Raw genomic sequence first — 23,391 nt, 5'->3', positions numbered from 1 at the left:
ATATGGTTCTACGACCGGAAGCCGTATTAGGCACCAGAGCCGAAATGTAGATAGGAACGCAGCCCTCTACACACCATGCCTGAATCACAAAGCCAAAAACGGCAACCCAAAAGTTGCCGCTTTCAAATGAGATAAAACTACTCTTCTAACAAAACCACATGGCCGATATAAGGCAAATGACGGTAAAGTTGCGCATAATCGATACCATACCCCACCACAAATTTATCCTCAATTGAATAACCAATCCACTCAACCGGAACATTAACTTCACGGCGGGAAGGTTTATCCAGCAAGGTACAGATTGCCAGTGATTTTGGCTCACGTAGCGCTAAAATTTCACGCACTTTATTCAGGGTATTACCTGAATCAATAATATCTTCCACAATCAGTACATGCTTACCGCGAATATCTTCGTCCAGATCTTTCAGGATTTTCACATCACGCGTGGAATTCATACCGCTACCGTAACTGGAAGCTGTCATAAAATCGACTTGATGAGGGATCTGAATTTCACGGCATAAATCAGCCATAAAAATAAATGAACCTCTCAGCAATCCGACCAACACCAGCTCACTACCGCCGTCACGATAGTGTTCAGTAATCTGTTTTCCCAGTTCAGCAATACGTTGTTTAACCTCCTGTTCGGAGATCATAACTTCTACAGTGTGTTTCATTATAAAGTTAACCAATTGTTTTTAATGAATAAATATATGAAAATCAATAAAAAATCATAACCAGTTGATATGCCAATTAATACGCCATTTTTCTAGCAATATTGTTGAACAGTTCCTTTTCCCTAGGATATCTAAAGGCAAGTATGGCATAAGATAAGGATGTTTGTAGTATTTAGAAGAGAAACCAATCTATAGATCATACACCAAAACTATTATTTAGTAATAATAGCTCACAGCAGCAAACCAACAGATATTTTAACTTTGGCGGAGTCGTAAAAGGGCAGTGAAGATAAAGAATATCTCCTATAGCCAAACTCTGTTTGCCTGAAAAATCTGTCCTAAAAGATGCGGGAAATCTGTTACCAAGATTAGTCATCAGCTACTCAGCAGAAGTCAGAGAAGCAATTAATTTATCACCATCTTTACAACTGTCAGCCATCACTTCCAATGGAGTCTCACCATTCTGGTTAGCCGCCATCCAAACACTATCGTGGCTGATATCACGTATTTCTTTAAAAGAGAGATTCCCATATTTTTCAATTGCTTCATTTATGCAATCAATATCAGAATCGCTAAACACATCTTCATCGAAATCACGTATTTGGTGATTTCCATAACGTCCTTCTACTGACAGCGATGACCGAATAACATCAACATCACGCCCATTTGGAATAAAGCGCCCGTCTCCCCTGGCTACTTTTATAATATCATAGGCATTCTCTGCAACGGGGCCATCTTTCATTGCAAGATAATTATCACCCGTAATTAACCGGCCATAACGCTCCAAATGCAGCCGGTCAGCAAAATACAGAATTTTACCCACATGATAAATATCAGAAATTGGTGCTGTAGAGGCAACGTACAGAATAGCTTCTATAGCCTTTTCTGAGTCAAATCTTGCATTAAGCATCTCAATTACCTTCATTTAAGCAGGATAAATAATATACAAAACCTATGCCTATTTTAATACCTACCATAATCCCTGTACAACGCTTTGTTATGCTCCATTGCAGTCAGCAAAATTATTTACTGACAGTAAAACCCACCATCATGCCGGTATCTTCATGTTCTAGTAGATGACAGTGCGCCATAAATGGATGTTTCGCTCCCGCCGTATGCTTGAACTGAACCAGCACTTCACTCTCCTTACCTTCCACATGAACAATGTCTTTCCAACCACTGCGATGAGCAGCAGGCTTACGGCCATTTTCACTCAAAATACGAAAGCGGGCGCCGTGGATATGGAACGGATGCAGCATCATATCGCCAACTCCAGAAATCACCCAACGCTCATACTGCCCCTGTTTCACATCAAAAGCAGGTTCCATCATGGAGAAAGCCCGCCCATTAATGGTGTTCCCATGATGGAAATTTAGTTCACCACCATGATGCATATCTCCGTGGTTCATATTCCCATGATCCATTCCCATACCCGCCATAGCCCGATCACCGTAGCGCTGAGATAACATCATCATTCCCTGCATATCCAGACGACTATCCATCGCCAAATGTAAACGACGCCTATTCAAACCACTAAAAGAAGGCAATGCAGGAAGGGTTGCAAGCTGTTCCGACAGTATTGTGCGGCTAGAAAAAAGCTGAGGTTGAATACGTAAAACCGGCAGTGGCTGCTCAAATGGCGGTAATGTCATTCCCATCTGAACCACAGGCAACGTCACCAGATCGAAAGATTTGCCATCCGAAGCATCTATAACTACCTCAAAACGTTCTCCCGCCAGAATCGGTAACTCATTAACCGCAACCGGTTCTGCTAACAAACCACCATCACTGGCAACAACATACAACTGACGGCCATCACTGGTCGCAATGTTGAGGCTACGAGCATTACAACCATTTAGCAAACGCAAACGTAACCAGCCGCGCGGTGCAATATGTTGGGGCAAAACAACGCCGTTGGTCAGCATCATATCGCCAAACCAACCAACAGCGGCACTCATTACATCCAGTTGATAATCAATCTGACCATCGTTATTTAGGCGTTTATCCTGCAATATCACCGGAATATCATCCACGCCCCATTGATTTGGCAAACCTGTATTAATAGTGTTCTCATCTTCAATCAGTACTAATCCACCAAGCCCCATTGCAACCTGATAACCCGTTTTGCCATGCGTATGTGGATGGAACCAACAAGTCGCCTCCGGTTGTTCAGGCGTAAAACTAACCGTCCGACTTCCACCTGGCGCAATCATCGCTTGCGGCCCCCCATCGGCCTCGCCAGTAATCTCCAGTCCATGCCAATGAACCGTAGTTTCTTCCGGTAGATAATTACGAATATCAATGGTCACGGGGTTACCTGAAGTCAATTTCAGTGCCGGACCGAGCAAATCACCGTTGTAACCCCAAGTCTTAGTCACCATTCCTGCTTTAAAACTGGATTTTCCCGCTTTGATTTCAATAGCGATTTTCCCTGTCGCATCTGGCTCCAGTTGCGGGGGGATAGGTAGTGTCGGATAAGATTCAGCAAAGGAGAAACGGCTCCATACAGGCAACAAACTGGATACACCCATAATGGCGCTTAATCTGATAAAATCACGTCGTTGCATATTCACTTCCTAGTTAAATCAAACAAAAAATAGACAACAAAAAAACATCTCATAAAGGAAACGTAAGGGCTACCCTTACAGGAAGGTCAAGCGAAGGGAATGTGATTTAAGTCGATCTTTACAGTAATTTTAAAAAATAAATTTTTCCTAACAAATATATTAATATGTTAACGTACTATGACATTGATTGATTATAATAATACAAATGCGAAAATTAGCTCTCTTGACTTACATACTGGTTCTTTTCGGTTTTTCTCACCCCGCAAAAGCGCTGACAGAAAATGAAGCTGAAGATCTGGCCGACCTGACAGCGGTGTTTATCTACCTGAAATATGACTGTGGTTACAGCCAAATTCCTGACCGGGAAATTAAACGAGCCATTATTTATTTCGCTCAACGTAATAAGTGGGATTTGACTAATTACAACAGCCAATTGATGGATAAGCTCAATGAGGAAAGCTACCAAGACCTAAAAGGAATTTATCTGTCTAATGCGATAAAGTGCCATGCTCTCGCCAGAGATTCGCTAAGTTTATTCGCTTACGTTAAATAGCGCTTTTCCTCATCCCTCCAAAGGGGTAAATTTCACCGTGCAACTGTGAGAATTGTTGGTTATTATGTGCACCCAATTTTCATGACTGTCACAGTGGAGGAAAAGCCGGGATATGTCACAAAAAGAAATTTGGTACGAAACCCTGCACGCCAACTTTGGTCAGTATTTTTCCGTTGATAAAGTGCTTTATCGCGATAAAACTGAGCACCAAGATCTGATCATCTTTGAAAACGCGGCATTAGGCCGCATTATGGCGCTGGATGGCACAATACAAACGACTGAACGTGATGAATTTATCTACCACGAAATGATGGCCCATGTTCCCTTATTCGCCCACGGGAACGCCAAACGAGTACTGATTATCGGCGGTGGCGATGGTGGTATGTTACGTGAAGTCTGCCGTCATCAATATCTTGAAAGCATCACTATGGTTGAAATCGATGCTGGGGTAGTGGAATTCTGCCGTCAGTATCTGCCTAACCATAATGCCGGCGCTTATGATGATCCACGCTTTAATCTGATCATTGACGATGGCGTTAATTTCGTTAATACCACTAATCAAAAATTCGATGTCATTATCTCTGACTGCACAGATCCGATCGGGCCCGGTGAAGGATTATTCACATCTGAATTCTATCAAGGTTGCCAACGCTGCCTGAATGAAAATGGCATCTTTGTTGCTCAGAATGGTGTCTGTTTCCTACAACAGGACGAAGCCGTCACCAGCCATAAAAAATTGAGCCACTATTTTGCTGACAGCAGTTTCTATCAAGCGGCTATTCCAACCTATTATGGCGGAATTATGACCTTTGCCTGGGCAAGCCAAAACCCGGCGCCACGCCATGTGGATCTGGCAACATTGCAACAACGCTTTGACAACGCAGGTTTTACCTGCCGTTACTACAACCCAGCGGTTCATGCCGGTAGCTTTGCTCTACCACAATATCTGCTGGATGCACTATCTGAGAACCCATAATCACCCATTAGCCAGGAGGTGAAATAAATTGCACAAGCTGAAATTGCACGGCTTTAATAACCTGACAAAAAGCCTGAGTTTTTGTATTTACGATATCTGTTATGCAAAAAGCCGAGCTGATCGGGATAGTTATATCGCTTATATTGACGAACAATATAACGCTAACCGTTTAACGGAAATTCTTAGCGAAACGTGTTCGATCATTGGTGCAAATATTTTGAATATCGCCCGTCAGGACTATGAGCCGCAAGGGGCAAGCGTTACCATACTCGTCAGCGAAGAGCCGATGGACCCAAAGGATGTAGACAATACTGAAAATCCAGGTCCATTACCCGATTCCGTCGTTGGTCATTTGGATAAAAGCCATATCTGCGTTCACACTTATCCAGAAAGCCATCCGGGCGGCGGTATATGCACTTTCAGAGCTGATATTGAAGTATCAACCTGCGGTGTTATTTCACCTCTCAAAGCACTGAACTATCTGATCCACGAATTAGAATCAGATATTGTCACGATGGATTATCGTGTCCGCGGTTTCACCAGAGACGTAAATGGCGTGAAACACTATATCGATCATAAAATTAGCTCTATCCAGAACTATATGACTGAAGAAGTGCAATCTCAGTATTACATGATGGATGTTAATATTTATCAGGAAAATCTATTTCATACAAAAATGATGCTAAAAAGATTTGACCTGAATGATTACCTATTTAATGCCACACCAGAACAACTTAGTGAAACTGAAAAGCAGGAAATTACCCATCTTTTGAAAAAAGAGATACAAGAAATCTATTATGGACGTAATTTACCCGCTGTTTAGTTAATATTTAGCTGGCAGATGCCAATATTCACTGGCATCTGCCGGATTAGTTTTAGCCTACCTATTCTCAGCAACCTGATTCATTAACTATATTAATAGGTTAATCCGCCGAAAGCATTACTCGTTGTAATCTCAGCGCCATAAATGGTTTTAAGATAATTAAGGGCGTCCTCTTGATCAACGCCGGGAAAAACACACACAGCATCTGACAAAACTTTGATTTGATAACCGCGTATAAATGCGCCATAAGCCGTATGTCTGACACAACAATGAGTATGTTGGCCGGTTAACACAACTTCCGTCACACCATATACTTGCAAAACCTCTTCCAGATCGGTTCCATCGAAAGCCCCATAAAATCGCTTGGGCAAAACAATTTCACGTTCTGCTCCAATAGGAGCCAGTGCCTCAATGACATTAGCGCCTGATGTTCCGGCCATTGCATGTTTACCCCAAATACTTATTTCTCGATCATCAGCTCGATGAGCATCATTAGCATAAACCACCAGCCAATCAGGTTGACGCCGGGCATGATCAATCAACCGCTTGATTACCGGCACGATCTTCATCGCATCCGCCTCATTAGCAAGTGCCCCTGTGACAAAATCGTTCAGCATGTCAATTACGATCAACGCTTTCATTAGTTTTGTCCTTTAAATTTGTTTGTACAAAAACAATTGCAGTGACTGACTTCCACCACTAAGTTACAGACAATTCTGACAAGATTTTCTTATGATTAATATTAGCTCATGAAACTGGGATGGCCGACTTTTTAGCTGCTCTAGCAACTAATAATAACGCCAATAACCCCTATTATCTTGACACATGACATTACAGGGTTATTATAACTCCACAAAGACAAAACAAGAGAGCTGGAGGATGGATAGCAGAAACGCGATAGCAATGATAGAAGCTGACGGATGGTATCTGGTGAGGGTTAAAGGCAGTCATCATCAGTTCAAACATCCGACCAAGAAAGGACTGGTAACGGTAAAACACCCACAAAAGGACATACCTTTACCAACATTAAAAAGTATCCAAAAACAGGCGGGGCTTTAGCCCACTTCTTGGAGGTGTAAATGTTATATCCAGTTGCCATTGACAAAGGTAATTCATCCTTTGGCGTCCGTGTCCCAGATATCCCAGGTTGCTTTTCTGGCGGAGATAATTTTACAGACGCGATAGAAAGCACCCGTGAAGCAATTGAAGCGCATATCGAATTGCTGGTTGATGATAACGAAGTAGTACCAGAAGCGACCAGCGTGGAAAACTACCTGACAAACCCTGAATATATGGGGGCAATATGGGCATTAGTTGATGTAGATATTACCCGATTATTGGGGAAGTCAGAAAAAATCAACGTCACTCTTCCATCATTGCTGATCCGCCGTATCGATCAATTCGTCGCAAGCCATCCAGAATACGGGAGTCGTTCAGGTTTTTTATCACATATAGCAGCAGAAAAAGTTATTGGTAAAGCCAAAATCTAATACATCTGAAGTATCAAATTATTGACAATATGCTGACTTTATTCTAATAAAACACCGCCATAATAGTTTCCACAAATAATCACGGCCCTGAATAAAATAGTTTATCCAGGGCCACTTAATAACACTGTGATTATTTCGATGGGGTCAAAGAAAAGGTCAATGTCTCCAACGGCTGGAGGGTAATCAGCGCTGTTTTATTAATAAACTTCGGCACCGAGCTATTCTCGCCATAATCGATATTAACGTCATATACCGAAGGTTGATTATTCGGTAATTCAAGATCGCTTTGCAGATCCAGATAATATTGTTTCACTTCATCAGATGGATTGCGCAAAGTAATAATCGACTTTTTCGGACTCCATGCTCCCCAACCGTACACCGCCAGATCGGTGGGATCTTTACCAATCCAATGGGTATCAAACAGCACATCTTTATTTTCCTCTGACCATTTCGCCGCGTTTGCCAGCGTATCCCAATCCTCGGTGGTCAACAATTCAGGCGTAATATACATCTCCTGTAACTGCGTGCCGCTGCCAAAATAGCTCCAAACCTGATCAGCAAAATCTTTAGGTGACTGTTTATCCAGATGCTTAGCCTGTTTAGCATAAACAATGCCATGCAGCATCAACGAATTCAGTGGGAACAACGGCCCCTTTGTTACGACATTACGATAAGTTTCCGCATCACGATAGGTAAGCCACTGCTGCACTTTGGAACCTGTACCGTAAAACTCCACATCATAGCCGCCACGCCAAATAGAATCGGCGAAAAATAGCCAGGAAGGCGTGGCTTTAGTGCCTGTGGTCAAGTTGATAAACAGTTCATTTCCTGTGCTGCGCATATCTTCAATAAGATGGATAGCGGCATCAAAATCACTGGTGAATGAACTCCCTTTAATCACCCGATCAGCATTGCCGGTGCCATCCAGCTTAAACATGGATACATTTTGTTGTTGAATCAGGTTGAGTACCCGTTTATGGAAATTGGCGTAGTAATTAGGGCCTGAAAGCGCAAATCGGCCATCTATCACTTCATAGCCAAACTCCTCCGCATGGGAAACACGTTGCTCACCAGGTTTACCATAACCGCCCCAAGGAGAAAGCCAAATACCTAAACGAGCACGATATTGATCTGCCGCCTGTTTAAGATTTTTGAATTCATGGGGAAATGCCTGACTAAAACCCCAATCTCCTTTAAGGTTATCCCAACCATCATCAAACAGATAGCCACCCAACTTCACACCGCGCTTAGTCACCAACTCCTGTCCAAACTGATTGATACGGGTCAACGACTCTTGTTCAGTATAAGGAGTGAAGAAACCAATATCGTACCAAGAGTTGTAATGTAGGTAAGGACTATATTCACGCGGACGAGCATTGTTCAAAAACTCATTGACGTTGCGCCGCAATTGCCCTTTTTGATAAACACCAATATACGTCTTATAACTTAGCGTTTTTCCCGGCTCTAACGGGATAGAGAGTGCAATTTTTTGCGAAGAGTTCCCTTTATAAGCCTCAGTGGTAATCAATGGATTACCGGGAACAATAAAGAAGCTATCGCTGATAATCGGTGAACTGACGATAGACCCGTGTACAAAAGCGGTTTTAGTGTGAAAGGGTATCAACGAGACAGAGCTAAGCTCCAACGCATTTTTCTGCGGTGTAATGGTGATTTCAAACGAGCCGTACTTATCTTTACCCTCCACAGTAATTATATTTTTTACTTGAATGTCGCCATGTTTCATGGAGACAACAATACGATTGTGCTTTTTGCTGATACCAGTAATCTGAAAATCTTTAGCCGTGAGTTTCTCTCCTGATTTCAACGTGATTTCAAACAGATTGTCAGTAATGATTTGATCGTGGTTTTTTGGATTTTCAAATTTTAATTGCGTCACTTTACCGTGTTCGTCGCTAACAGTTACATGGTAGTTGTTACTGTCCAACAGCCAGCTATCTGCCCAAACTGGAGCACCATACAACACGGAACTCGCTAATAAACTCAACGTGATTTTATTTAACGTTCTTATTTTCACAGCAGTTTCCTTATAGTCAGAATGAAAAAACAGAACCTTCACGAATACAGCTTGCCTGCACTGCCACAAATCCGGATCTTTTCTTCTACTACTGCCTGCATAGCCTGTTTTCCCGGCGCGATATATTTACGTGGATCATTCGCATCTGGATGCTGAATGAAATAGCGTTTTACCGCATCAGCAAAAGCAATTTTCAAATCGGTCGCCACATTGACTTTACATACGCCAAGACCAATCGCTTGCTGGATCATCACTTCAGGAATACCCGATGCCCCATGCAGCACCAACGGAATATCCACCTGTTCACAGATTGCCGCCAATCGATCAAAATCCAGATGCGGTTCACCATGATACAAACCATGCGCGGAACCAATCGCTACCGCCAGAGAATCAATACCGGTACGAGCAACAAAGGCTTTTGCTGCCAGCGGATCGGTAAAAAAACTATCGGCGCTGGAAACCTGCAAATCATCTTCCTGCCCGCCTAGCCGCCCCAATTCCGCCTCAACGCTAACATCGTAACGATGGCAAAATCGTACCACCTCAGCTACCTTACGAATATTCTCTTCAAAGGGTAAATGCGAGCCATCAATCATTACCGAACGCACACCTGCGGTCACTTTATGACTGATATCCTCCAGCTCCTCATGATGATCGAGATGCAACGCCAGCGGCAAATTGTGACGGCGAGCGGCATCCTGACAGATTGACACCAAGTAGTCAGTCCCCGCATAACTGAAAGTACTTGGCGTACCTGCCAGAATAACCGGTGATGCCAGACGTGCAGCAGTTTCCGCTACCACTTGGACAGTTTCCAGATTATGGACGTTAAAAGCAGGAACCGCATAGCCTTCACGCAAAGCCTTTTTCAACATTTGACGACTAGAAATCAGGTACATATAAGCTCCTTAAATGCCATCCAGATTCGGGCTGTCATACCTGCGTTTCTGTTGTTCATGCCACAGGCTGGTTAATCCTCGCCGTCCACATTCCAGCGCCATATCACGAAATGTTTCCAAGGTTATATCTTCACGATCCAGCATCATCTCTACTGCCAATTGCATATTAGTCCCGGTGATAACTTCATAACATGGATTAGCTATTGCCAGTTGCGCCGCCTGCCGGAACGGTGACCCACCCAGTAAGTCACTGAGAATAATGACCCCCTCGCCACTATCACAGGCGGCGCAAGCCGCCTCCAGCAACACCAATAATTGTTGCGTACTGATTCCCTCAGGAAAATCGACAGCGCAGCACTGAGGTTGTCGTCCGACGACTTGTTCCACTGCCTGCAACAACCCACTGGCGAAATGCCCATGACCGGTGATTACAATACCTAACATTCCCTCTCCTCAGCGCCGTTTATTAAAGAAAACCAACAAACTTTCCTACAATCCCGATCACGACGGTCAAACCAATTAATTTGACCGGGGAAAATCCTTTTTTCATCAACCAGAACACCAACAGGGTGAAACACAACGGCAATAAATTCGGCATTAGTTTATCCAACACATCCTTCTGCAACGCCACACTGGCCTTACCGGCGTTTATCACCACCGGCGTCGAGAGATGGACATAGGAAGCCACTAACGCCCCGATTACCGTCATTCCGACTATCGAAGCGGCATGGGAGATCTTCTTGGTATGTTTTTTCAACAATGCCAACGCACTGGTTCCTGCACGATAGCCATAATGCGCCAGACCAAAACGCAAGCCGAAATGTACGATATTGAACAACAACAGGAATATGATGGGACCGAACAGACTGCCCTGTAGCGCCAGAGAGGCCCCGATACCTGCGCAGATGGGTAGCAAAGTCAACCAGAATAATGCATCGCCAATCCCACCTAGCGGCCCCATTAGCGCCACTTTCACCGCGCGAATAGTGGAAATTTTCTCTTTATTCCGCTCCATTGCCAGCACCAATCCAGACAGGAAGGTGACATCAAACGGATGCACATTGATAAACTCCATATGCATCTTCATCGAATTTGCCAGATCTTGTGGGTTTTTGTGGATCTTACGCAGACCGGGGATCAAGGTGTACAACCAGCCCCCCGCCTGCATACGCTCATAGTTAAATGATGCCTGTAGCAGCAAAGAGCGCCACGCCATACGGTTCAAATCGCCTTTGGTCAGATCCTCGCTCGGTATCGTGTCCTGATAGTCATCCTGCTCAACCTGACTGGTTGCCAGCGCCTGCGCCATCCTGTTCTCAGCTTTAGCTGCCATAGCCGCATCGGTGTCGTTAAATGCCATCTTCCATCTCCTGAGATTGAGTGTGAGATTGAGTAGTAGATACGCTGCGTTCAGCGGCCTCTTCCATACGGGAACGGTTAAAGAAATCGATCAATGCAATCGCAAAAGCGCCAAGCGCTACAGCAATAATCGGCATATTAAGGAATGTGACTGAAATGAAACCCAAAATGAAATAAGCGATATAAGTCTTTTTCATCATGATCTTCATTAGCATAGAAAAACCGATCGCCGGCATCATGCCCCCCGCAACCGCCAGACCATCCAACAACCATTGCGGCGCCTTCTGTACCATGACGCTGGCAGCACCGGCACCGAAATAGATCGGTAGAAATGCCACGACAAAGTAGAAACAAAACAGAATGGTGATACCCAGATAATTCACACGCTCTACACCGCGCCAGTTCAACGCTTTCACCATCTGATCGCATTTATGCATCATGGGTGAGAACACCGTAAACAGCAGGGTGATGCAGCCTTGCACCGCAATGGAAAATGGCACCGCTATGCCAATCGCGACTTTAGGATCAGCATGAGTCAAAATAGCGAATGCCGTACCAATCACACCACCAATCACCACATTTGGCGGCTGAGCGCCTGCCAGCGGCACCATGCCCATCCAGACCAGCTCCAGTGACCCTCCGACCAACAAACCCGTCTGTACATCCCCTAAAATCAGCCCAACCAACGGCCCAATCACGACTGGACGATGAAAATGAGTCAAGCCATCGAACAGATCCACTCCGGCCAATCCAGCCAGTAACCCAATCAATATCGCATCAATCAGCATAACTCACCCCTCAAGCCAGTAACTTAGTGATAGGTTCTCCCGCTTCGTCAGGCACTCTCCGTATTTCACAAGTGACGCCCAGTCGCTCCAATTCACGAAACACCACCACGTCACTGTCATCAACCGAAACCGTCTTATGGATTTGACGCTTTCCCTCAGCAAAATGCATATTACCCACGTTAACGAAGCGGATCGGTACCCCGCCTTTTACTAACGTCAGTACATCCTGCGGCGTTTTACAGACAATGAAAATTTTCTGGCGCTCAGCCGCTTTATGAATCACATCAATGGTTTTTTGCAGGGTGAAATAACGCGTCTGAACCCCATCAGAAACCACCATATCCATCAGATTTTGCTGCATCAAATCACCGGCAACGTGATCGTTAGCCACCAATACCAAATTGGCCCCCAGGGAATTGGTCCAGGTCACACCGACTTGACCATGCACCAACCGGTTATCAATTCGGGTCATTAAAATATTCGGTATCGACATAATCACTCCTGCTACATTTTATTCTTTGTGAATACGGTGGATGATAGGGATAAATTTCTACCCCCTTCACCACACGATTGACTTCCCCTGTCGGACATGGATTGTCTGGCGTTATGCCCAGTGCCAGCGAGGTTTCAAACGCTAACATCTGCAAAAATATCAAATAGGGGAATAACAGCCAGATATCGTCTTGTTCACTGTTAACCACCGTGAACCCTTTCCCCTGAGTGCCGCTCAGTGCAACAATTTGACACGCCAATCCGTCATGATTCAGTTCATGCCATAGATCGAGATCATAACGACGACGATACTGATCAGCAGAGAGCATCATGACCACCAGCGTATCCCGTTCAATCATAAACTTCGGCCCATGACGCACTCCCATTGACGAATCGTAACGGGTAGCGACATGCCCGGCGGTCAACTCCAACATCTTGAGCGCCCCCTCCTCTGCTATTCCAGTAAAACAACTGGAACCCAGACACATCATGCGTTTAAAACCACTGCCGGCCAGCCGCTTAATCTGTGTCTGCCAATGTCCCCTTTCCCGCTCACACAACGCAATCATCTCCATCAACGACGCCCCATGCTGTTCCAACGTCAACGGCCCTAGCAGCAACACCGTTGCTAACGTCATACAACTGAAACTGGACGTCATAGCAAAACTCTGGTCATGAGAACCCTGTGGCATATTCAACGAACAGACATGAGCGCGCCCTTCGGCATAACGCGCCAATGCGCCACCGGGATTACAGGTCAGCATCAAGTGATAACAGCGTGGCAGGAGCTGATCCGCCAGTTTTACCGCCGCCAAGCTCTCCGGGCTATTGCCCGATCGCCCATAAGAAATCAGCAAGGTTGAACGTGTCGGATCGAGATATTGCAAAGGAGAAGGCACAATATCTGTCGTGCTGTACGCAACCACATTCAGTCCGCACTGCTCACGCAACCAAGGCGCCAGCGTGCGCCCGATAAATGCGGAGGAACCTGCGCCACATAGCACTATCTGTAACTCGGGAGCCGATAACAAAGGCTGCAAAAAGGGTCGCCACGACGCTTCCTCACGTTGCAGATTTTGATATAACTGACGCCAAAGCTCAGGCTGTTGATGAATCTCTCTGGCAGTATGCAACGCATGATGCTCACGCAACCAGACTTCGGTATAGGAAAACAGCTCATTCATGCTAAAACTCCTTGTACCTCAGGCTCACAAGCCTGCGCATAGCTCAAAAGCACAGAACGAATTTTATCGAGCACCCAAGCGTGTGGGTCATTATCCAACCTTCCGGCATTAACCGCCTGCGCCTGTTCAGGCAGGTACTGACTCAGTAGTGAAAGGGAAACCGGGCGACAACGCAGGTTATCCATCAAGGTATTCACTGCCTGTTGTACTTGCGGATGCGGCCAGTAGTAACGAACGCGATCACTCAAACTGTATTGACGATCAATAAACTGTTGATGCGGTGTACCATGATAATAACGGTTCCAGTGCTCCGGCTGCTCAAGCATGACCTGTTCTAACGTGGCGCACAGATGAGCCGCGTCCGGTTCCCCATTCCATTCACCATCGATTTTATCGAGTGCGAACAGCGCCTCACGTAGGGCAAAAGTCAAAGCCGGACCGACTTTCAGAATGGCAAAGTGATCACGCACCAATTCACGGTAAGCTTGCGCTGTTTGATAATCAGTGGAATGGGCTTCGTAGACTAAATAGGGTTGAGATTCAATATATTGACTCAGTGCCGCTGCACGTTCAGGTTGATAATGTTCGATATGATGGTGATCGAACTCCACACCCGGTTGCACCACCAATGCAATCACCCGCGGCCATATCGGCTCCAATCCAGCCAATTGCCAGGCTTGTTGATGTACACTCAACGTTGTAGCCGCTGCCTGAGGCGTCGTGACTTGCATTCCAGCCAATGCTTCTTTAGCTCCGCCCGGTACCGGCACTTCGGTACCGATCACATAAACCGGTGGTTCTCCCCCCACCTGCTGCCAGCAACGTTCCGCCACCTGACACAAACGCGCTGCACGTACCGCCACCTCCCTGTCGCCAAGCGGTGTTGGATCATCCAGACAAGACATCGAACAATCGAGATGTATCTTACGAAACCCCGCCGCCACATAATCGTGTATCAACGTTTCAGCTAGTTTCATTGCCTGTTCAGCGGGAAGATCCTGCCAAGCATTCGGCCCAAGATGATCGCCTCCTAACCAAACACGATCACGCGGTAAACCGATGCGATCGGCCTGTTGCCAAACTGCATCCCGGAATTGAGCTGGTTGCATCCCGGTATAACCGCCAAACTGATTGACCTGATTAGAGGTTGCTTCAATCAGCACCGAGGTTTTACGCTCTTTAGCGAAGCGCAAAGCGCTTTCCAATACCCAAGGATGAGCGGAACAGACCGAATAGATCCCCACTGCTTCACCTGATTTGTGACGACGGATAAGTTGTAATAGTGACTGCATGGTGTCTCCCATGCGGGCAAGAATCTCTGTCAGCGCTATTCGTCGGCAATAATCACATCCACGCCGAGTTCAATTAATGCCCGCCTGTAGTTATCGGGGATCCGACTGTCAGTAATCAGCCGATGAATCTGTCCGGCTTGACGGATCATGCAAAAACTTCTGCGCCCAAATTTACTGGCATCCACCACAGCGATAATTTCATGCGCCACCTCACACATTACGCGATTCAGGTGGGCTTCTCCGGGGTGTGGCGTGGTTATCCCTGCTTCCAGATCAAAACCATCGACGCCAAGAAATAGGGTGTCAAAGCGATATTGACGCAATTGCTGTTCCGCAGCCGGACCATAGAGCGAGTAGGAGTTCTGACGCACACTCCCGCCAAGCACCATCACCTCCATCCGGTCAAACCCCGCCAGTTCATAGGCGATATTCAACGCATTAGTCATGACCACCAAATCACGCCGCTCTTTAAGAAATGGCACGATTTGCGTAGTAGTCGAACCGGAATCAAGGATCAGGGCATCTCCATCCTGAACAAACTGTGCCGCCCTGGCCGCAATGCGCGATTTCACATCACGATTTATCCGGCCTTTATCTTGCAAGGGGCGATCAAAGGCGAATTGCTGATTCAACATGGCGCCGCCATAAGAACGCAATGCACAACCTTTTTGCTCCAGATAACGCAGGTCATTACGGATAGTGACGCTGGAAACCCCAAAATGGGTGCTCAGATGCTCAACACGCACGCTGCCCTCATGACACAGCAAGTCGATAATCTGTTCACGTCGCTTTACGGTATCCACAGCCATTCCGCTATACTCCTCAGATTTTTAGCAACAAACCTACGTTACCTGTGATGAATTGCTTTCTCTCTCTTTCGATTTAATTACAGCAAAAGCAATTAAATGAAATTGTGATCGCTATTACAGTCTATTATATAGACAAAAATCGGCATAAAAGGTTTCGATTGGAAACAAAACGAAAGGAAATACCAAATTCTCTGGTTACTGACTATTTGCTCAAAAATCAGTTTTTATCCGACTTTTGGATAATCATTGATATAAATAAACGAAAGCGCTTGCTTTTCAAGCACCAAGTACAAAGTTTTATTTCGTCAGGTGATAAGGATCACAACTTTAAGATTAAATGTAAAAATCCTGATAATATCCAGAACCGAAAGATCTCACTGTAATTAAGGACACGCCACATGACAAAACGATTTTCAGTGCTGACTGGCGGGCTGCTGCTTGCCGCTTCTCTCGGCGCTCAAGCCTCGAATACACCCGATCAGACCCGTCTGACAAATACTGTTGATAAGACCATACACTCCCTAATGCAGGAATATGACATTCCAGGAATGGCGATTGCAGTGACTTTCCGCGGTCAACATTTTTTCTACCAATACGGGGACGCGTCAAAAGAGAGCAACACGCCGGTCACCAAAGAGACAATCTTTGAATTAGGTTCGATCAGCAAAACCTTTACCGGCAGCCTGATTTCTTGGGCGCAGGTGACGGGAGCCATTTCCTTCTCCGATAAGGCCAGCCAACATTTTCAACCACTTGCAGGCAGCGCCTTTGACAACATAAACTTGCTGAATATTGCCACCTATACCGCGGGCGGCCTGCCGTTACAATTCCCTGATGAGATCGACAGCAATAGCAAAATGGTGAACTGGTTTCAGCACTGGCAGCCAAAGTACACACCCGGAACCTACCGCCAGTATTCCAATCCCAGCATTGGCCTTGCGGGCTATATCGTTGCCCAACGCCTTGAAAAACCTTACTCAATACTGATGGAAAACCAGATCCTTTCACCGCTTGGTCTGCACCATACTTGGTTTAACGTGCCCACTCAGGAGATGAAAAATTATGCTTTAGGTTATTCAAAAGAGAATAAACCGATTCGCATAACCCCGGGCGTGCTGGATGAGGAAGCCTATGGTCTGAAAACCAGCGCACAGGAGCTGATCGGCTTCGTTGATGCGAATATCGATCCTTCCCGCGTAGGTGACAGCAAGTTGGCGCAGGCCATTCGGGCAACCCATACCGGCTATTACCGGGTGGGTGAGATGACGCAAGGACTGGGCTGGGAGCTTTATCACTGGCCCGTTACCCTTGAGCAGGTACTGAGCGGCAACTCAGCGCAGATCGCTTATCAGGCCAATAAAGCCACGGAACTATCGCCGCCAGAGCCGGCAACGGATGCGCTCTTTATCAATAAAACCGGTTCCACCAATGGCTTCGGCGCGTATGTCGCATTTGTGCCGCAAGAGCAAATGGGGATTGTGCTGCTAGCCAACAAAAACTACCCCAACGAGGCACGTATCAAAGCGGCCTGGCAAATCCTCAAGGCGCTGAAATAACGCTTGATTGCGTTAAATACAGTGTCTGTTGGCTGCGACAACGCCTCCTTGGGAGGCGTTGTCCATGACATATCGAGTCGTCAAGCCAGTAAGGCTTCCAAACCTGCGGTCACCGACTCCATACGGTGACCACCTGAATGCTCAATCACATAACGCTTGCCTACCTGAGAAGAAGCATCCAACCCCCAAACGCCATGTTCGACCTTTTGACTCAGCGGATCGCTACTGGTATTGACGTGGGTGACGTTGGCGCTATCCAACTTGTCGGCCAACCGATCCCGCAATCCTACATGCAATCCCATGCTGTTGAATGCGGTGACCTTGATCCCATGTTTGATACCCGCATATTGCGCCAGCCCGCCGCCCAAAGAGTGGCCCAGAACTTCAACCTTGCCGCCATATTGTTTGGTAAAAGCTTTGACCAAGCGGTCAGCATCCTGAAACGCGCTATCCTTGATTCCTAAAGCAGCGCCGACATCGCTCTTCACAGTACCTGGGCGCTTGGTTGGCTGGGTGCCTACAAAGGAAAGCACCATCGTATCTTCGCGCTTGTAGACCGCGACTTTGAGCGCAGACCAAGCATCTCCCTCAAGGATTAAAGGATCATTCGCCCCCTTGCCGGGGCGAACATGCAGAGTTAACTCACTGCCGGTCCCGCCAGTGCCATCCTCCCGGCGAGCCAGTATTGAAGACGGGATATCAGCCAAAGTAGCATGACTGTAACCTGCTGGCATATCCCGATAGCTACTGGAGCAACTGATTCTCGCCAATTGAGCCGCATCCATCACTGCTTTAGCTCCCACAGCATTCAACGGCTCTTGTTCCGCCTTAGCCACAAATGCGGGTTTGGCGATCACCTTGGCAGAATTCAGCAATTGCTCGGCACGCGTTCCAGCCTGCAAACGATCGGACGCGCCAAGCGGTAGGCGCGAGATTCCCTTCGCTCCCGCTCCAGCCAGCCCCAAAGTAGAGGATGCCAGCAAACGCCCTGTGGATTCCGCCAGATTTTTAACGCCTGCAACCCCGACCGAAATCGCGCCACTTGTTACGCTACTGGCGCCGCCAGTAATATTAGCCAAACCCTTGATAATAGCCCCAGTCCAGTAACGCGCCTTACCTTTGGCGCTCTGCGCATGAGAGTCATGTCCTCCCTGTATGGCAGTGCCAATCTTGCGGGCTGGGGCACTCAATGTCAGATATTTCAGTGTGGTAGTCAGCACCTTGCCCGGCGACACCTGAGTACTAAGACCAGTGCTGGTGTAATGGGAAGCAAGCTGATGATGCACATTGTTATTGCGAGACGGCGTCTGTACTTCTCCGTTCGAAAGGGGCGCCAATGCCGTGACGTTGGGAGTGTGCCCAATACCTTGAATAGACATCTTATTATTCTCCTTGGTTATTCAGATGACCGAAATTCAGCATACGATGGCTGAGCCGGGTAATGGATGCAGCGCAGATGATGCTCCGTTCTGCTGGGTGTTGATCACCTGAAACTGGGCCTGCAAGCTGACTCCAAGATCGAGAAACTCACCCAGAGTCTGCATAAATGCGGTTTCGTCGAACATCTCGATCAACGCAGAGAAGCTCAACACCAGATAATTAGTACGACTGTCCAAACTGATCTGACTGCCGCCGGTGGTAAGACCGAACATATTCAGCTCAAGGGCAGCCCGAGTCAGCATCAACTGGCCCAGTTCATCTACAGGCAATCGCAACAAAGGAATATAGAGATAAAATGCCTGAACATCGTCATTATCCGGTACTTCAACGATGCACTCTCCACCTTGTCCGAAAGGCACGGTACAGTGACCATCGCCGCCAAGGCTCAAAGCCACGCCTTGGCGCTCACCAACAAGGTGCAACCATTCCGATACTGTCTGTTGATATGCTTTCACTAATGATATTCTCCGCTCATTGTCCCTTGCAGACAAAGGGTTTCGCACGCAATAAGAAGTGGAAGCATATTAACAATCACTGGCAAGCGGTGATTTATCTCCGGGGCGAAGTTTTTTATATCGACGTCGAAATAGCGCCTGATTGGCAGTTGGGTTGCACCGCGCTCAGTTCGGTCAGCAAAAGTTGTCCTGATAGTGTGGTGTAGACCATCTTGTCATGATCTCGCAGGTTAATTTATGTGAGTTTTACGAACCGGATCATATTCCCACCACCATTCAAAGGAAGGAAGTCCTAGCGATTCGAAACTTTCCGGCGGCAGAATATCGGTGAATTCTCCCCCTTCAAATACATCATCATAGGAAAGACCACTGATAGAACAATAGCGCTTACAAGTCCGAACCCAAAGCAAACAGCCACTGTAATAGGTAGTCAATCCATTAATGTAATCACGAACTTCAAGAGATGAGGTAACCAATACCTCTTTTTGTAACCGCAAGAACAAGCTCACTACCCGCCAACGCAGTTCCCAATAATGCTCCATGCTCTGTTCAACCGTATAACCATATTGTCGACACATGACACTAATTACATTGTGCTGCTTATCATCCACCGCCCGTGCTTGCTCCTTAATATAGGCGTAGAGCTCGATATCCCATGCAGTTAAGCTGCTTATCATCTCTGACAATGCACAAACTCGGCGATCTTTAAACTCATCTTGGCTAATATTAATACCTGCAATAATATGGTTGAGCACAGGATATGCCCAACTACCCCCACCATACATACGCATCACCAAATAATCGTCGAGCAAAGGTTTTGGTTCCACCGCTTTCCACATTTCAGCCATGATGTAAGTACGCATTCCTTCAAAAAAACGGCCTGCTAGAGTAGGGGATGCATAGCGATCTAATCGAATACGCAAGTCGCGCATTGCCCTAGCGTAACGGTCATTGTTGACGGGATATTCAGGAGATTCAAGAGCACGCTGTAGCTGAGCCGCATTATGGATAAAAGCGGCGGGATTTACGCTTAATGGCCCTTCATCACAATATTCATCATCATAGGCAAAACCCCACATTACGAAATCTGAGCCCACTTGTAGCAATTCCTTGCTCCCCTTTGGATACATTAACCCCGCCAACCGCGCGCTTCCCATTTGCCATAAACGTCGCCTTTGTGTTTCATCACTATATAAGCGAAAGCGATCCGCATATTCACGCGAAGCTGCTTCAATCTCACAATTTTCCGGATCTTCCGCATTAACTAATGGATGTGACATATACGGGAATGGATTAGGTATGGGGGGAATTTTAATAATATTCACGAATAATTGGCTCCATAAAGTAATTGATTGACGGAGTGTGGCTTAATAGTCATTAATTTATAGATGGATATCGGTTTTTTTTCCAATCAGTTAAATTTTTTGGATTAAATTAATTGTTGAAATAACAAGCAAGGTTAAACTATGTGATGAAAATATCATATGTGATTTACTGAAATAGCCAACCGAGGTATTTATGAAACATGAATTATTTGCCGATCTGCTAGCCAGTGCGGAAGAAATGGTGAAAATTGAAAAAGGTGAGCTGACGCCAAAACCGGAACACGTTTACACTTTCACGGAAATTGATGTGAAAGCAATACGCGAAGCAACTGGCCTGAAACAACCCCCTCCATCTACTTAGCCATCCGACAACTCACTAAATTTGTTAGCTTTCTTACAAATTCAACTTATTAATTTGCACAACCTGCCTTTCCTGCACATCATGCAACTTATTGTACCTAGCATTATTCATTAAAAAAATTATGATTAGAGTTGCACTTATTGACGACCACGTAGTCGTCCGTTCCGGTTTTGCCCAATTACTGACGCTTGAAAATGATCTTGAAATTGCCGGGCAATACGCCAGTGCCAGCGAAGCTTGGTCAGGTTTACTCAGAAACCCGATTGACGTTGCCGTGATGGATATCGCCATGCCCGATGAAAGCGGTTTGCACCTGCTCACCCGGTTACGGCAAAAACGGCCTGATTTTCGCACTATTATTCTCAGCATTTATGACACCACCGCATTTGTCCAAAGCGCGCTGGATGCCGGCGCCTGCGGCTATCTCACCAAACGATGCGGCCCGGAAGAGTTGGTACAGGCAGTACGCTCCGTACATCAAGGGGGATGCTATTTGTGTGCTGATGCGCTAAAAGCACTGCGTCAAACCTCACAGAAAGTTACAGCACTGCAAGTTCTAACCCCCAGAGAACGGGAAATATTTGATCTGCTTATCAATGGCATTAATGTTAAAACTATCGCAGAACAACTCTATCTCAGTCATAAAACGGTTCATGTTCATCGCGCCAATATTCTTAGCAAACTCCAGTGTGATAGCACCATTGATCTGGTTCATTACGCCCTGCAACACCAGATTCTGATGGGGAACCCATGAACGGAGGATCACGATTCGGCCTGTTATCACTCTTTCTGCTGATTTTTTATTCACTGAGCTGGCTTGCTCTGTGGACCATCAGCTTCTACCTGAATGACAATGGGCAACAAGCTGCACTACTTTTGCCACAAGGTTTACGGCTGGCACTGTTTATTCTACTGGGACGTCGTTACTTGCCAACCTTATTAGCCACTGAGATTATCATTTTGCTATGGCTTGGCAGCGAACAACTTATTACCCACAATATCATTCTGTTATCCCCCTTTCTCAGCCTAATACCCACCTTTATCGTGCAACAATTCTGGTGGCGCTATACCCTATATTGGCAGCGGCTCTCGATTTTGTTGGCTGGCGTAGCCGCCAATAGCATGTTGCAGGCTGTTTGTCTGGGATTTACGCTGACTGCCGGCGCCAGCCACCTGTTTCTCACCTCGTTAACCGGTGGTGTTTTACTGTCACCGTTTGTTTATCTGATCTATGAATATCTACGTCAGCAACATTTAAAAAACATACTGCAACCGAGCAATCCCGATCCGCAGTTACGCCCTTCTTTGTTGATGTGGTGTTGTCTATTCTGCTTGCTAGGGCTGAGCGCCCAGATCTTTATGTCACCAGAAATTGAGAATCTTTTGGTGATTCTAATCTTTATCCCTAATGTCTTTATGGCCTACCGTTATGGCTGGCAAGGCGGCGTACTGGCGGCTTTGCTAGGGAGTCTGATGATCACGTCAGCGCGGCAATTCAATGGCGCTTTTAACGATTTAAGCGAACTGGAAATGTTCCTGACCATTCAGGCGTTATTAGGCATAGGTCTGGGAATAGCAATCAGCCGTCAACAACAGCTCGCTGAGAATTTGCAACGTTACCGTGAACTCTTAGAGCAGGAGTTAACCGCCCGCCATAATCTGATGAAGCAACTGGTTCACACAGAAGAAGACGTTTGTAAAAGTATTGCTCGCGAGTTACATGATGAAATTGGTCAGAATATTACTGCCATTCAAATTCAGGCAACGCTGATCAAACGTACCGCCACCACCTCGGCAACAGAAATGATCGCAGGACAAATCAATAACCTAGCCCAACAGATCCACCAATCTACTCGCCAATTATTACGCCAATTGCGCCCACCGGTTTTGGAAGAGATGTCCTTAGAAAAAGCGCTTCACCATCTGATCCATGAATTTGCGTTTAAAGAACGAGATATTGATTGCCAGTTGAATTACCAGCTTCCTCAAAATCCAACCAACGAAACGGTGGTTTTTACCCTTTACCGTCTGGTGCAGGAGTTACTGAATAACATCAGCAAACATGCCAAAGCGACTCGAATCGCCATCATCCTGCGGCAACACCGGGATGTGATTGAACTCAGAATCAGTGATAACGGTATCGGCATTACAGAAGATAAAAGAAAAGGCGGATTGGGCCTCCAGGGCATTGAAGAACGTATCCGTGCGTTAGGTGGAGATTGGCAATTAAGTAATGATAACGGTACGCGTATAATTGTTAAGCTGCCCACAAATTCTGATGAAAATCAAGCATAACTAGGAATTATTCCTAGT

General features: G+C 46.2%; 24 protein-coding genes and 1 pseudogene. 9 read left to right on the top strand and 16 right to left on the bottom strand.

Annotated elements, in window-relative coordinates; all coding sequences use genetic code 11:
- Positions 1 to 137: 137 nt before the first annotated feature.
- From hpt to cueO, 3 genes are all read right to left on the bottom strand, one after another.
- Positions 138 to 674, bottom strand: coding sequence for a hypoxanthine phosphoribosyltransferase (gene hpt / locus OO184_RS02705; protein ID WP_049583287.1), 537 nt, complete (start codon positions 672 to 674; stop codon positions 138 to 140).
- A 379-nt stretch (positions 675 to 1,053) separates the two neighbouring features.
- Positions 1,054 to 1,584: a Panacea domain-containing protein gene (locus OO184_RS02700; RefSeq protein ID WP_265377870.1), complete on the bottom strand. Its 531-nt coding sequence runs from the start codon at positions 1,582 to 1,584 to the stop codon at positions 1,054 to 1,056.
- Between the two features lie 112 nt (positions 1,585 to 1,696).
- Positions 1,697 to 3,241, bottom strand: a complete 1,545-nt coding sequence (cueO, locus tag OO184_RS02695) for a multicopper oxidase CueO (protein ID WP_265377869.1) — start codon at positions 3,239 to 3,241, stop codon at positions 1,697 to 1,699.
- 205 nt (positions 3,242 to 3,446) lie between these two features.
- On the opposite strand from cueO, the gene OO184_RS02690 reads away from it, so the two are divergent.
- The 3 genes from OO184_RS02690 (at position 3,447) to speD (ending at position 5,593) form a co-directional block, all read left to right on the top strand.
- Complete coding sequence (locus tag OO184_RS02690; RefSeq protein ID WP_036782614.1) at positions 3,447 to 3,794, top strand: YacC family pilotin-like protein; 348 nt, start codon at positions 3,447 to 3,449, stop codon at positions 3,792 to 3,794.
- Positions 3,795 to 3,906: 112 nt separating this feature from the next.
- Positions 3,907 to 4,770: a polyamine aminopropyltransferase gene (speE, locus tag OO184_RS02685; protein WP_265377868.1), complete on the top strand. Its 864-nt coding sequence runs from the start codon at positions 3,907 to 3,909 to the stop codon at positions 4,768 to 4,770.
- A 28-nt stretch (positions 4,771 to 4,798) separates the two neighbouring features.
- Positions 4,799 to 5,593: an adenosylmethionine decarboxylase gene (gene speD, locus OO184_RS02680; protein WP_049583291.1), complete on the top strand. Its 795-nt coding sequence runs from the start codon at positions 4,799 to 4,801 to the stop codon at positions 5,591 to 5,593.
- A 92-nt stretch (positions 5,594 to 5,685) separates the two neighbouring features.
- On the opposite strand, the gene OO184_RS02675 is transcribed toward speD, so the two are convergent.
- Positions 5,686 to 6,234, bottom strand: a complete 549-nt coding sequence (locus tag OO184_RS02675) for a cysteine hydrolase family protein (RefSeq protein ID WP_265377867.1) — start codon at positions 6,232 to 6,234, stop codon at positions 5,686 to 5,688.
- A 238-nt stretch (positions 6,235 to 6,472) separates the two neighbouring features.
- Here OO184_RS02675 and OO184_RS02670 point away from each other — a divergent pair, with 238 nt between their 5' ends.
- Both OO184_RS02670 and OO184_RS02665 read left to right on the top strand, forming a co-directional pair.
- Positions 6,473 to 6,652, top strand: a complete 180-nt coding sequence (locus OO184_RS02670; protein WP_049583294.1) for a type II toxin-antitoxin system HicA family toxin — start codon at positions 6,473 to 6,475, stop codon at positions 6,650 to 6,652.
- 20 nt (positions 6,653 to 6,672) lie between these two features.
- A complete protein-coding gene (locus OO184_RS02665; protein WP_265377866.1) occupies positions 6,673 to 7,083 on the top strand; it encodes a type II toxin-antitoxin system HicB family antitoxin in 411 nt (136 codons plus the stop codon).
- A 130-nt stretch (positions 7,084 to 7,213) separates the two neighbouring features.
- On the opposite strand, the gene OO184_RS02660 is transcribed toward OO184_RS02665, so the two are convergent.
- The 9 genes from OO184_RS02660 to agaR are packed head-to-tail and all read right to left on the bottom strand — an operon-like array spanning position 7,214 to position 15,941.
- Positions 7,214 to 9,118, bottom strand: a complete 1,905-nt coding sequence (locus OO184_RS02660) for an enterotoxin (protein WP_312023677.1) — start codon at positions 9,116 to 9,118, stop codon at positions 7,214 to 7,216.
- A gap of 38 nt (positions 9,119 to 9,156) precedes the next feature.
- Positions 9,157 to 10,017: a tagatose bisphosphate family class II aldolase gene (locus OO184_RS02655; protein ID WP_046973959.1), complete on the bottom strand. Its 861-nt coding sequence runs from the start codon at positions 10,015 to 10,017 to the stop codon at positions 9,157 to 9,159.
- A gap of 9 nt (positions 10,018 to 10,026) precedes the next feature.
- The gene (gene agaF, locus OO184_RS02650) at positions 10,027 to 10,461 is read right to left on the bottom strand and encodes a PTS galactosamine/N-acetylgalactosamine transporter subunit IIA (RefSeq protein WP_088371390.1); all 435 of its coding nucleotides are present in this window, start codon (positions 10,459 to 10,461) and stop codon (positions 10,027 to 10,029) included.
- A gap of 22 nt (positions 10,462 to 10,483) precedes the next feature.
- Positions 10,484 to 11,377 carry a PTS system mannose/fructose/sorbose family transporter subunit IID gene (locus OO184_RS02645; RefSeq protein WP_132343838.1) on the bottom strand — a complete coding sequence of 298 codons (894 nt, stop codon included), beginning with the start codon at positions 11,375 to 11,377 and terminating at the stop codon, positions 10,484 to 10,486.
- On the bottom strand, positions 11,367 to 12,164 hold the full coding sequence (agaW, locus tag OO184_RS02640; protein ID WP_265377865.1) for a PTS N-acetylgalactosamine transporter subunit IIC: 798 nt from the start codon (positions 12,162 to 12,164) through the stop codon (positions 11,367 to 11,369). The genes OO184_RS02645 and agaW overlap by 11 nt, the downstream gene beginning before the upstream one ends.
- Positions 12,165 to 12,174: 10 nt before the next feature.
- Complete coding sequence (agaV, locus tag OO184_RS02635; protein WP_265377864.1) at positions 12,175 to 12,657, bottom strand: PTS N-acetylgalactosamine transporter subunit IIB; 483 nt, start codon at positions 12,655 to 12,657, stop codon at positions 12,175 to 12,177.
- Positions 12,623 to 13,840, bottom strand: a complete 1,218-nt coding sequence (locus OO184_RS02630; protein ID WP_265377863.1) for an AgaS family sugar isomerase — start codon at positions 13,838 to 13,840, stop codon at positions 12,623 to 12,625. Before OO184_RS02630 ends, agaV begins: the two co-directional genes overlap by 35 nt.
- Positions 13,837 to 15,132, bottom strand: coding sequence for a D-tagatose-bisphosphate aldolase, class II, non-catalytic subunit (locus tag OO184_RS02625; RefSeq protein ID WP_265377862.1), 1,296 nt, complete (start codon positions 15,130 to 15,132; stop codon positions 13,837 to 13,839). The genes OO184_RS02630 and OO184_RS02625 overlap by 4 nt, the downstream gene beginning before the upstream one ends.
- Positions 15,133 to 15,167: 35 nt before the next feature.
- Positions 15,168 to 15,941 carry a transcriptional repressor AgaR gene (gene agaR / locus OO184_RS02620; RefSeq protein WP_265377861.1) on the bottom strand — a complete coding sequence of 258 codons (774 nt, stop codon included), beginning with the start codon at positions 15,939 to 15,941 and terminating at the stop codon, positions 15,168 to 15,170.
- A 398-nt stretch (positions 15,942 to 16,339) separates the two neighbouring features.
- On the opposite strand from agaR, the gene ampC reads away from it, so the two are divergent.
- On the top strand, positions 16,340 to 17,497 hold the full coding sequence (ampC, locus tag OO184_RS02615; protein ID WP_265377860.1) for a class C beta-lactamase: 1,158 nt from the start codon (positions 16,340 to 16,342) through the stop codon (positions 17,495 to 17,497).
- An 80-nt stretch (positions 17,498 to 17,577) separates the two neighbouring features.
- On the opposite strand, the gene OO184_RS02610 is transcribed toward ampC, so the two are convergent.
- The 3 genes from OO184_RS02610 to OO184_RS02600 form a co-directional block, all read right to left on the bottom strand.
- The gene (locus tag OO184_RS02610) at positions 17,578 to 18,876 is read right to left on the bottom strand and encodes a Tle-like phospholipase domain-containing protein (RefSeq protein ID WP_265377859.1); all 1,299 of its coding nucleotides are present in this window, start codon (positions 18,874 to 18,876) and stop codon (positions 17,578 to 17,580) included.
- Positions 18,877 to 18,912: 36 nt separating this feature from the next.
- The gene (locus OO184_RS02605) at positions 18,913 to 19,392 is read right to left on the bottom strand and encodes a CesT family type III secretion system chaperone (RefSeq protein ID WP_265377858.1); all 480 of its coding nucleotides are present in this window, start codon (positions 19,390 to 19,392) and stop codon (positions 18,913 to 18,915) included.
- Between the two features lie 230 nt (positions 19,393 to 19,622).
- A complete protein-coding gene (locus tag OO184_RS02600) occupies positions 19,623 to 20,717 on the bottom strand; it encodes a terpene synthase family protein (RefSeq protein ID WP_265377857.1) in 1,095 nt (364 codons plus the stop codon).
- A gap of 193 nt (positions 20,718 to 20,910) precedes the next feature.
- Between OO184_RS02600 and OO184_RS02595 the strand changes: the two are divergent.
- The 3 genes and pseudogenes from OO184_RS02595 to OO184_RS02585 all read left to right on the top strand — a co-directional run.
- Positions 20,911 to 21,060 (top strand): annotated as a pseudogene (locus OO184_RS02595) (NadS family protein); the annotation flags it as partial.
- A gap of 139 nt (positions 21,061 to 21,199) precedes the next feature.
- The gene (locus OO184_RS02590; RefSeq protein WP_265377856.1) at positions 21,200 to 21,832 is read left to right on the top strand and encodes a response regulator transcription factor; all 633 of its coding nucleotides are present in this window, start codon (positions 21,200 to 21,202) and stop codon (positions 21,830 to 21,832) included.
- The gene (locus OO184_RS02585) at positions 21,829 to 23,373 is read left to right on the top strand and encodes an MASE1 domain-containing sensor histidine kinase (RefSeq protein WP_265377855.1); all 1,545 of its coding nucleotides are present in this window, start codon (positions 21,829 to 21,831) and stop codon (positions 23,371 to 23,373) included. The genes OO184_RS02590 and OO184_RS02585 overlap by 4 nt, the downstream gene beginning before the upstream one ends.
- The last annotated feature ends 18 nt before the right edge of the window (positions 23,374 to 23,391 follow it).

The sequence above is a fragment of the Photorhabdus aballayi genome, from assembly GCF_026153155.1.
Lineage (GTDB): Bacteria > Pseudomonadota > Gammaproteobacteria > Enterobacterales > Enterobacteriaceae > Photorhabdus > Photorhabdus luminescens.
The sequence above is the reverse complement of the archived record's forward strand: the minus strand, read 5'-3'. Positions and strand labels throughout refer to the sequence as shown.

What these genes read in the sequence shown, in the direction of transcription:
- OO184_RS02665 (WP_265377866.1), top strand. Translation starts at nt 6,673, where the DNA reads ATGTTATATCCAGTTGCCATTGACAAAGGTAATTCATCCTTTGGCGTC.
- agaR (WP_265377861.1), bottom strand. Translation starts at nt 15,941, where the DNA reads ATGGCTGTGGATACCGTAAAGCGACGTGAACAGATTATCGACTTGCTG.
- OO184_RS02675 (WP_265377867.1), bottom strand. Translation starts at nt 6,234, where the DNA reads ATGAAAGCGTTGATCGTAATTGACATGCTGAACGATTTTGTCACAGGG.
- OO184_RS02670 (WP_049583294.1), top strand. Translation starts at nt 6,473, where the DNA reads ATGGATAGCAGAAACGCGATAGCAATGATAGAAGCTGACGGATGGTAT.
- OO184_RS02625 (WP_265377862.1), bottom strand. Translation starts at nt 15,132, where the DNA reads ATGCAGTCACTATTACAACTTATCCGTCGTCACAAATCAGGTGAAGCA.
- OO184_RS02610 (WP_265377859.1), bottom strand. Translation starts at nt 18,876, where the DNA reads ATGTCTATTCAAGGTATTGGGCACACTCCCAACGTCACGGCATTGGCG.
- cueO (WP_265377869.1), bottom strand. Translation starts at nt 3,241, where the DNA reads ATGCAACGACGTGATTTTATCAGATTAAGCGCCATTATGGGTGTATCC.
- hpt (WP_049583287.1), bottom strand. Translation starts at nt 674, where the DNA reads ATGAAACACACTGTAGAAGTTATGATCTCCGAACAGGAGGTTAAACAA.
- OO184_RS02700 (WP_265377870.1), bottom strand. Translation starts at nt 1,584, where the DNA reads ATGCTTAATGCAAGATTTGACTCAGAAAAGGCTATAGAAGCTATTCTG.
- OO184_RS02585 (WP_265377855.1), top strand. Translation starts at nt 21,829, where the DNA reads ATGAACGGAGGATCACGATTCGGCCTGTTATCACTCTTTCTGCTGATT.
- OO184_RS02690 (WP_036782614.1), top strand. Translation starts at nt 3,447, where the DNA reads ATGCGAAAATTAGCTCTCTTGACTTACATACTGGTTCTTTTCGGTTTT.
- OO184_RS02645 (WP_132343838.1), bottom strand. Translation starts at nt 11,377, where the DNA reads ATGGCATTTAACGACACCGATGCGGCTATGGCAGCTAAAGCTGAGAAC.
- OO184_RS02630 (WP_265377863.1), bottom strand. Translation starts at nt 13,840, where the DNA reads ATGAATGAGCTGTTTTCCTATACCGAAGTCTGGTTGCGTGAGCATCAT.
- agaV (WP_265377864.1), bottom strand. Translation starts at nt 12,657, where the DNA reads ATGTCGATACCGAATATTTTAATGACCCGAATTGATAACCGGTTGGTG.
- speE (WP_265377868.1), top strand. Translation starts at nt 3,907, where the DNA reads ATGTCACAAAAAGAAATTTGGTACGAAACCCTGCACGCCAACTTTGGT.
- ampC (WP_265377860.1), top strand. Translation starts at nt 16,340, where the DNA reads ATGACAAAACGATTTTCAGTGCTGACTGGCGGGCTGCTGCTTGCCGCT.
- OO184_RS02590 (WP_265377856.1), top strand. Translation starts at nt 21,200, where the DNA reads ATGATTAGAGTTGCACTTATTGACGACCACGTAGTCGTCCGTTCCGGT.
- agaW (WP_265377865.1), bottom strand. Translation starts at nt 12,164, where the DNA reads ATGCTGATTGATGCGATATTGATTGGGTTACTGGCTGGATTGGCCGGA.
- OO184_RS02655 (WP_046973959.1), bottom strand. Translation starts at nt 10,017, where the DNA reads ATGTACCTGATTTCTAGTCGTCAAATGTTGAAAAAGGCTTTGCGTGAA.
- agaF (WP_088371390.1), bottom strand. Translation starts at nt 10,461, where the DNA reads ATGTTAGGTATTGTAATCACCGGTCATGGGCATTTCGCCAGTGGGTTG.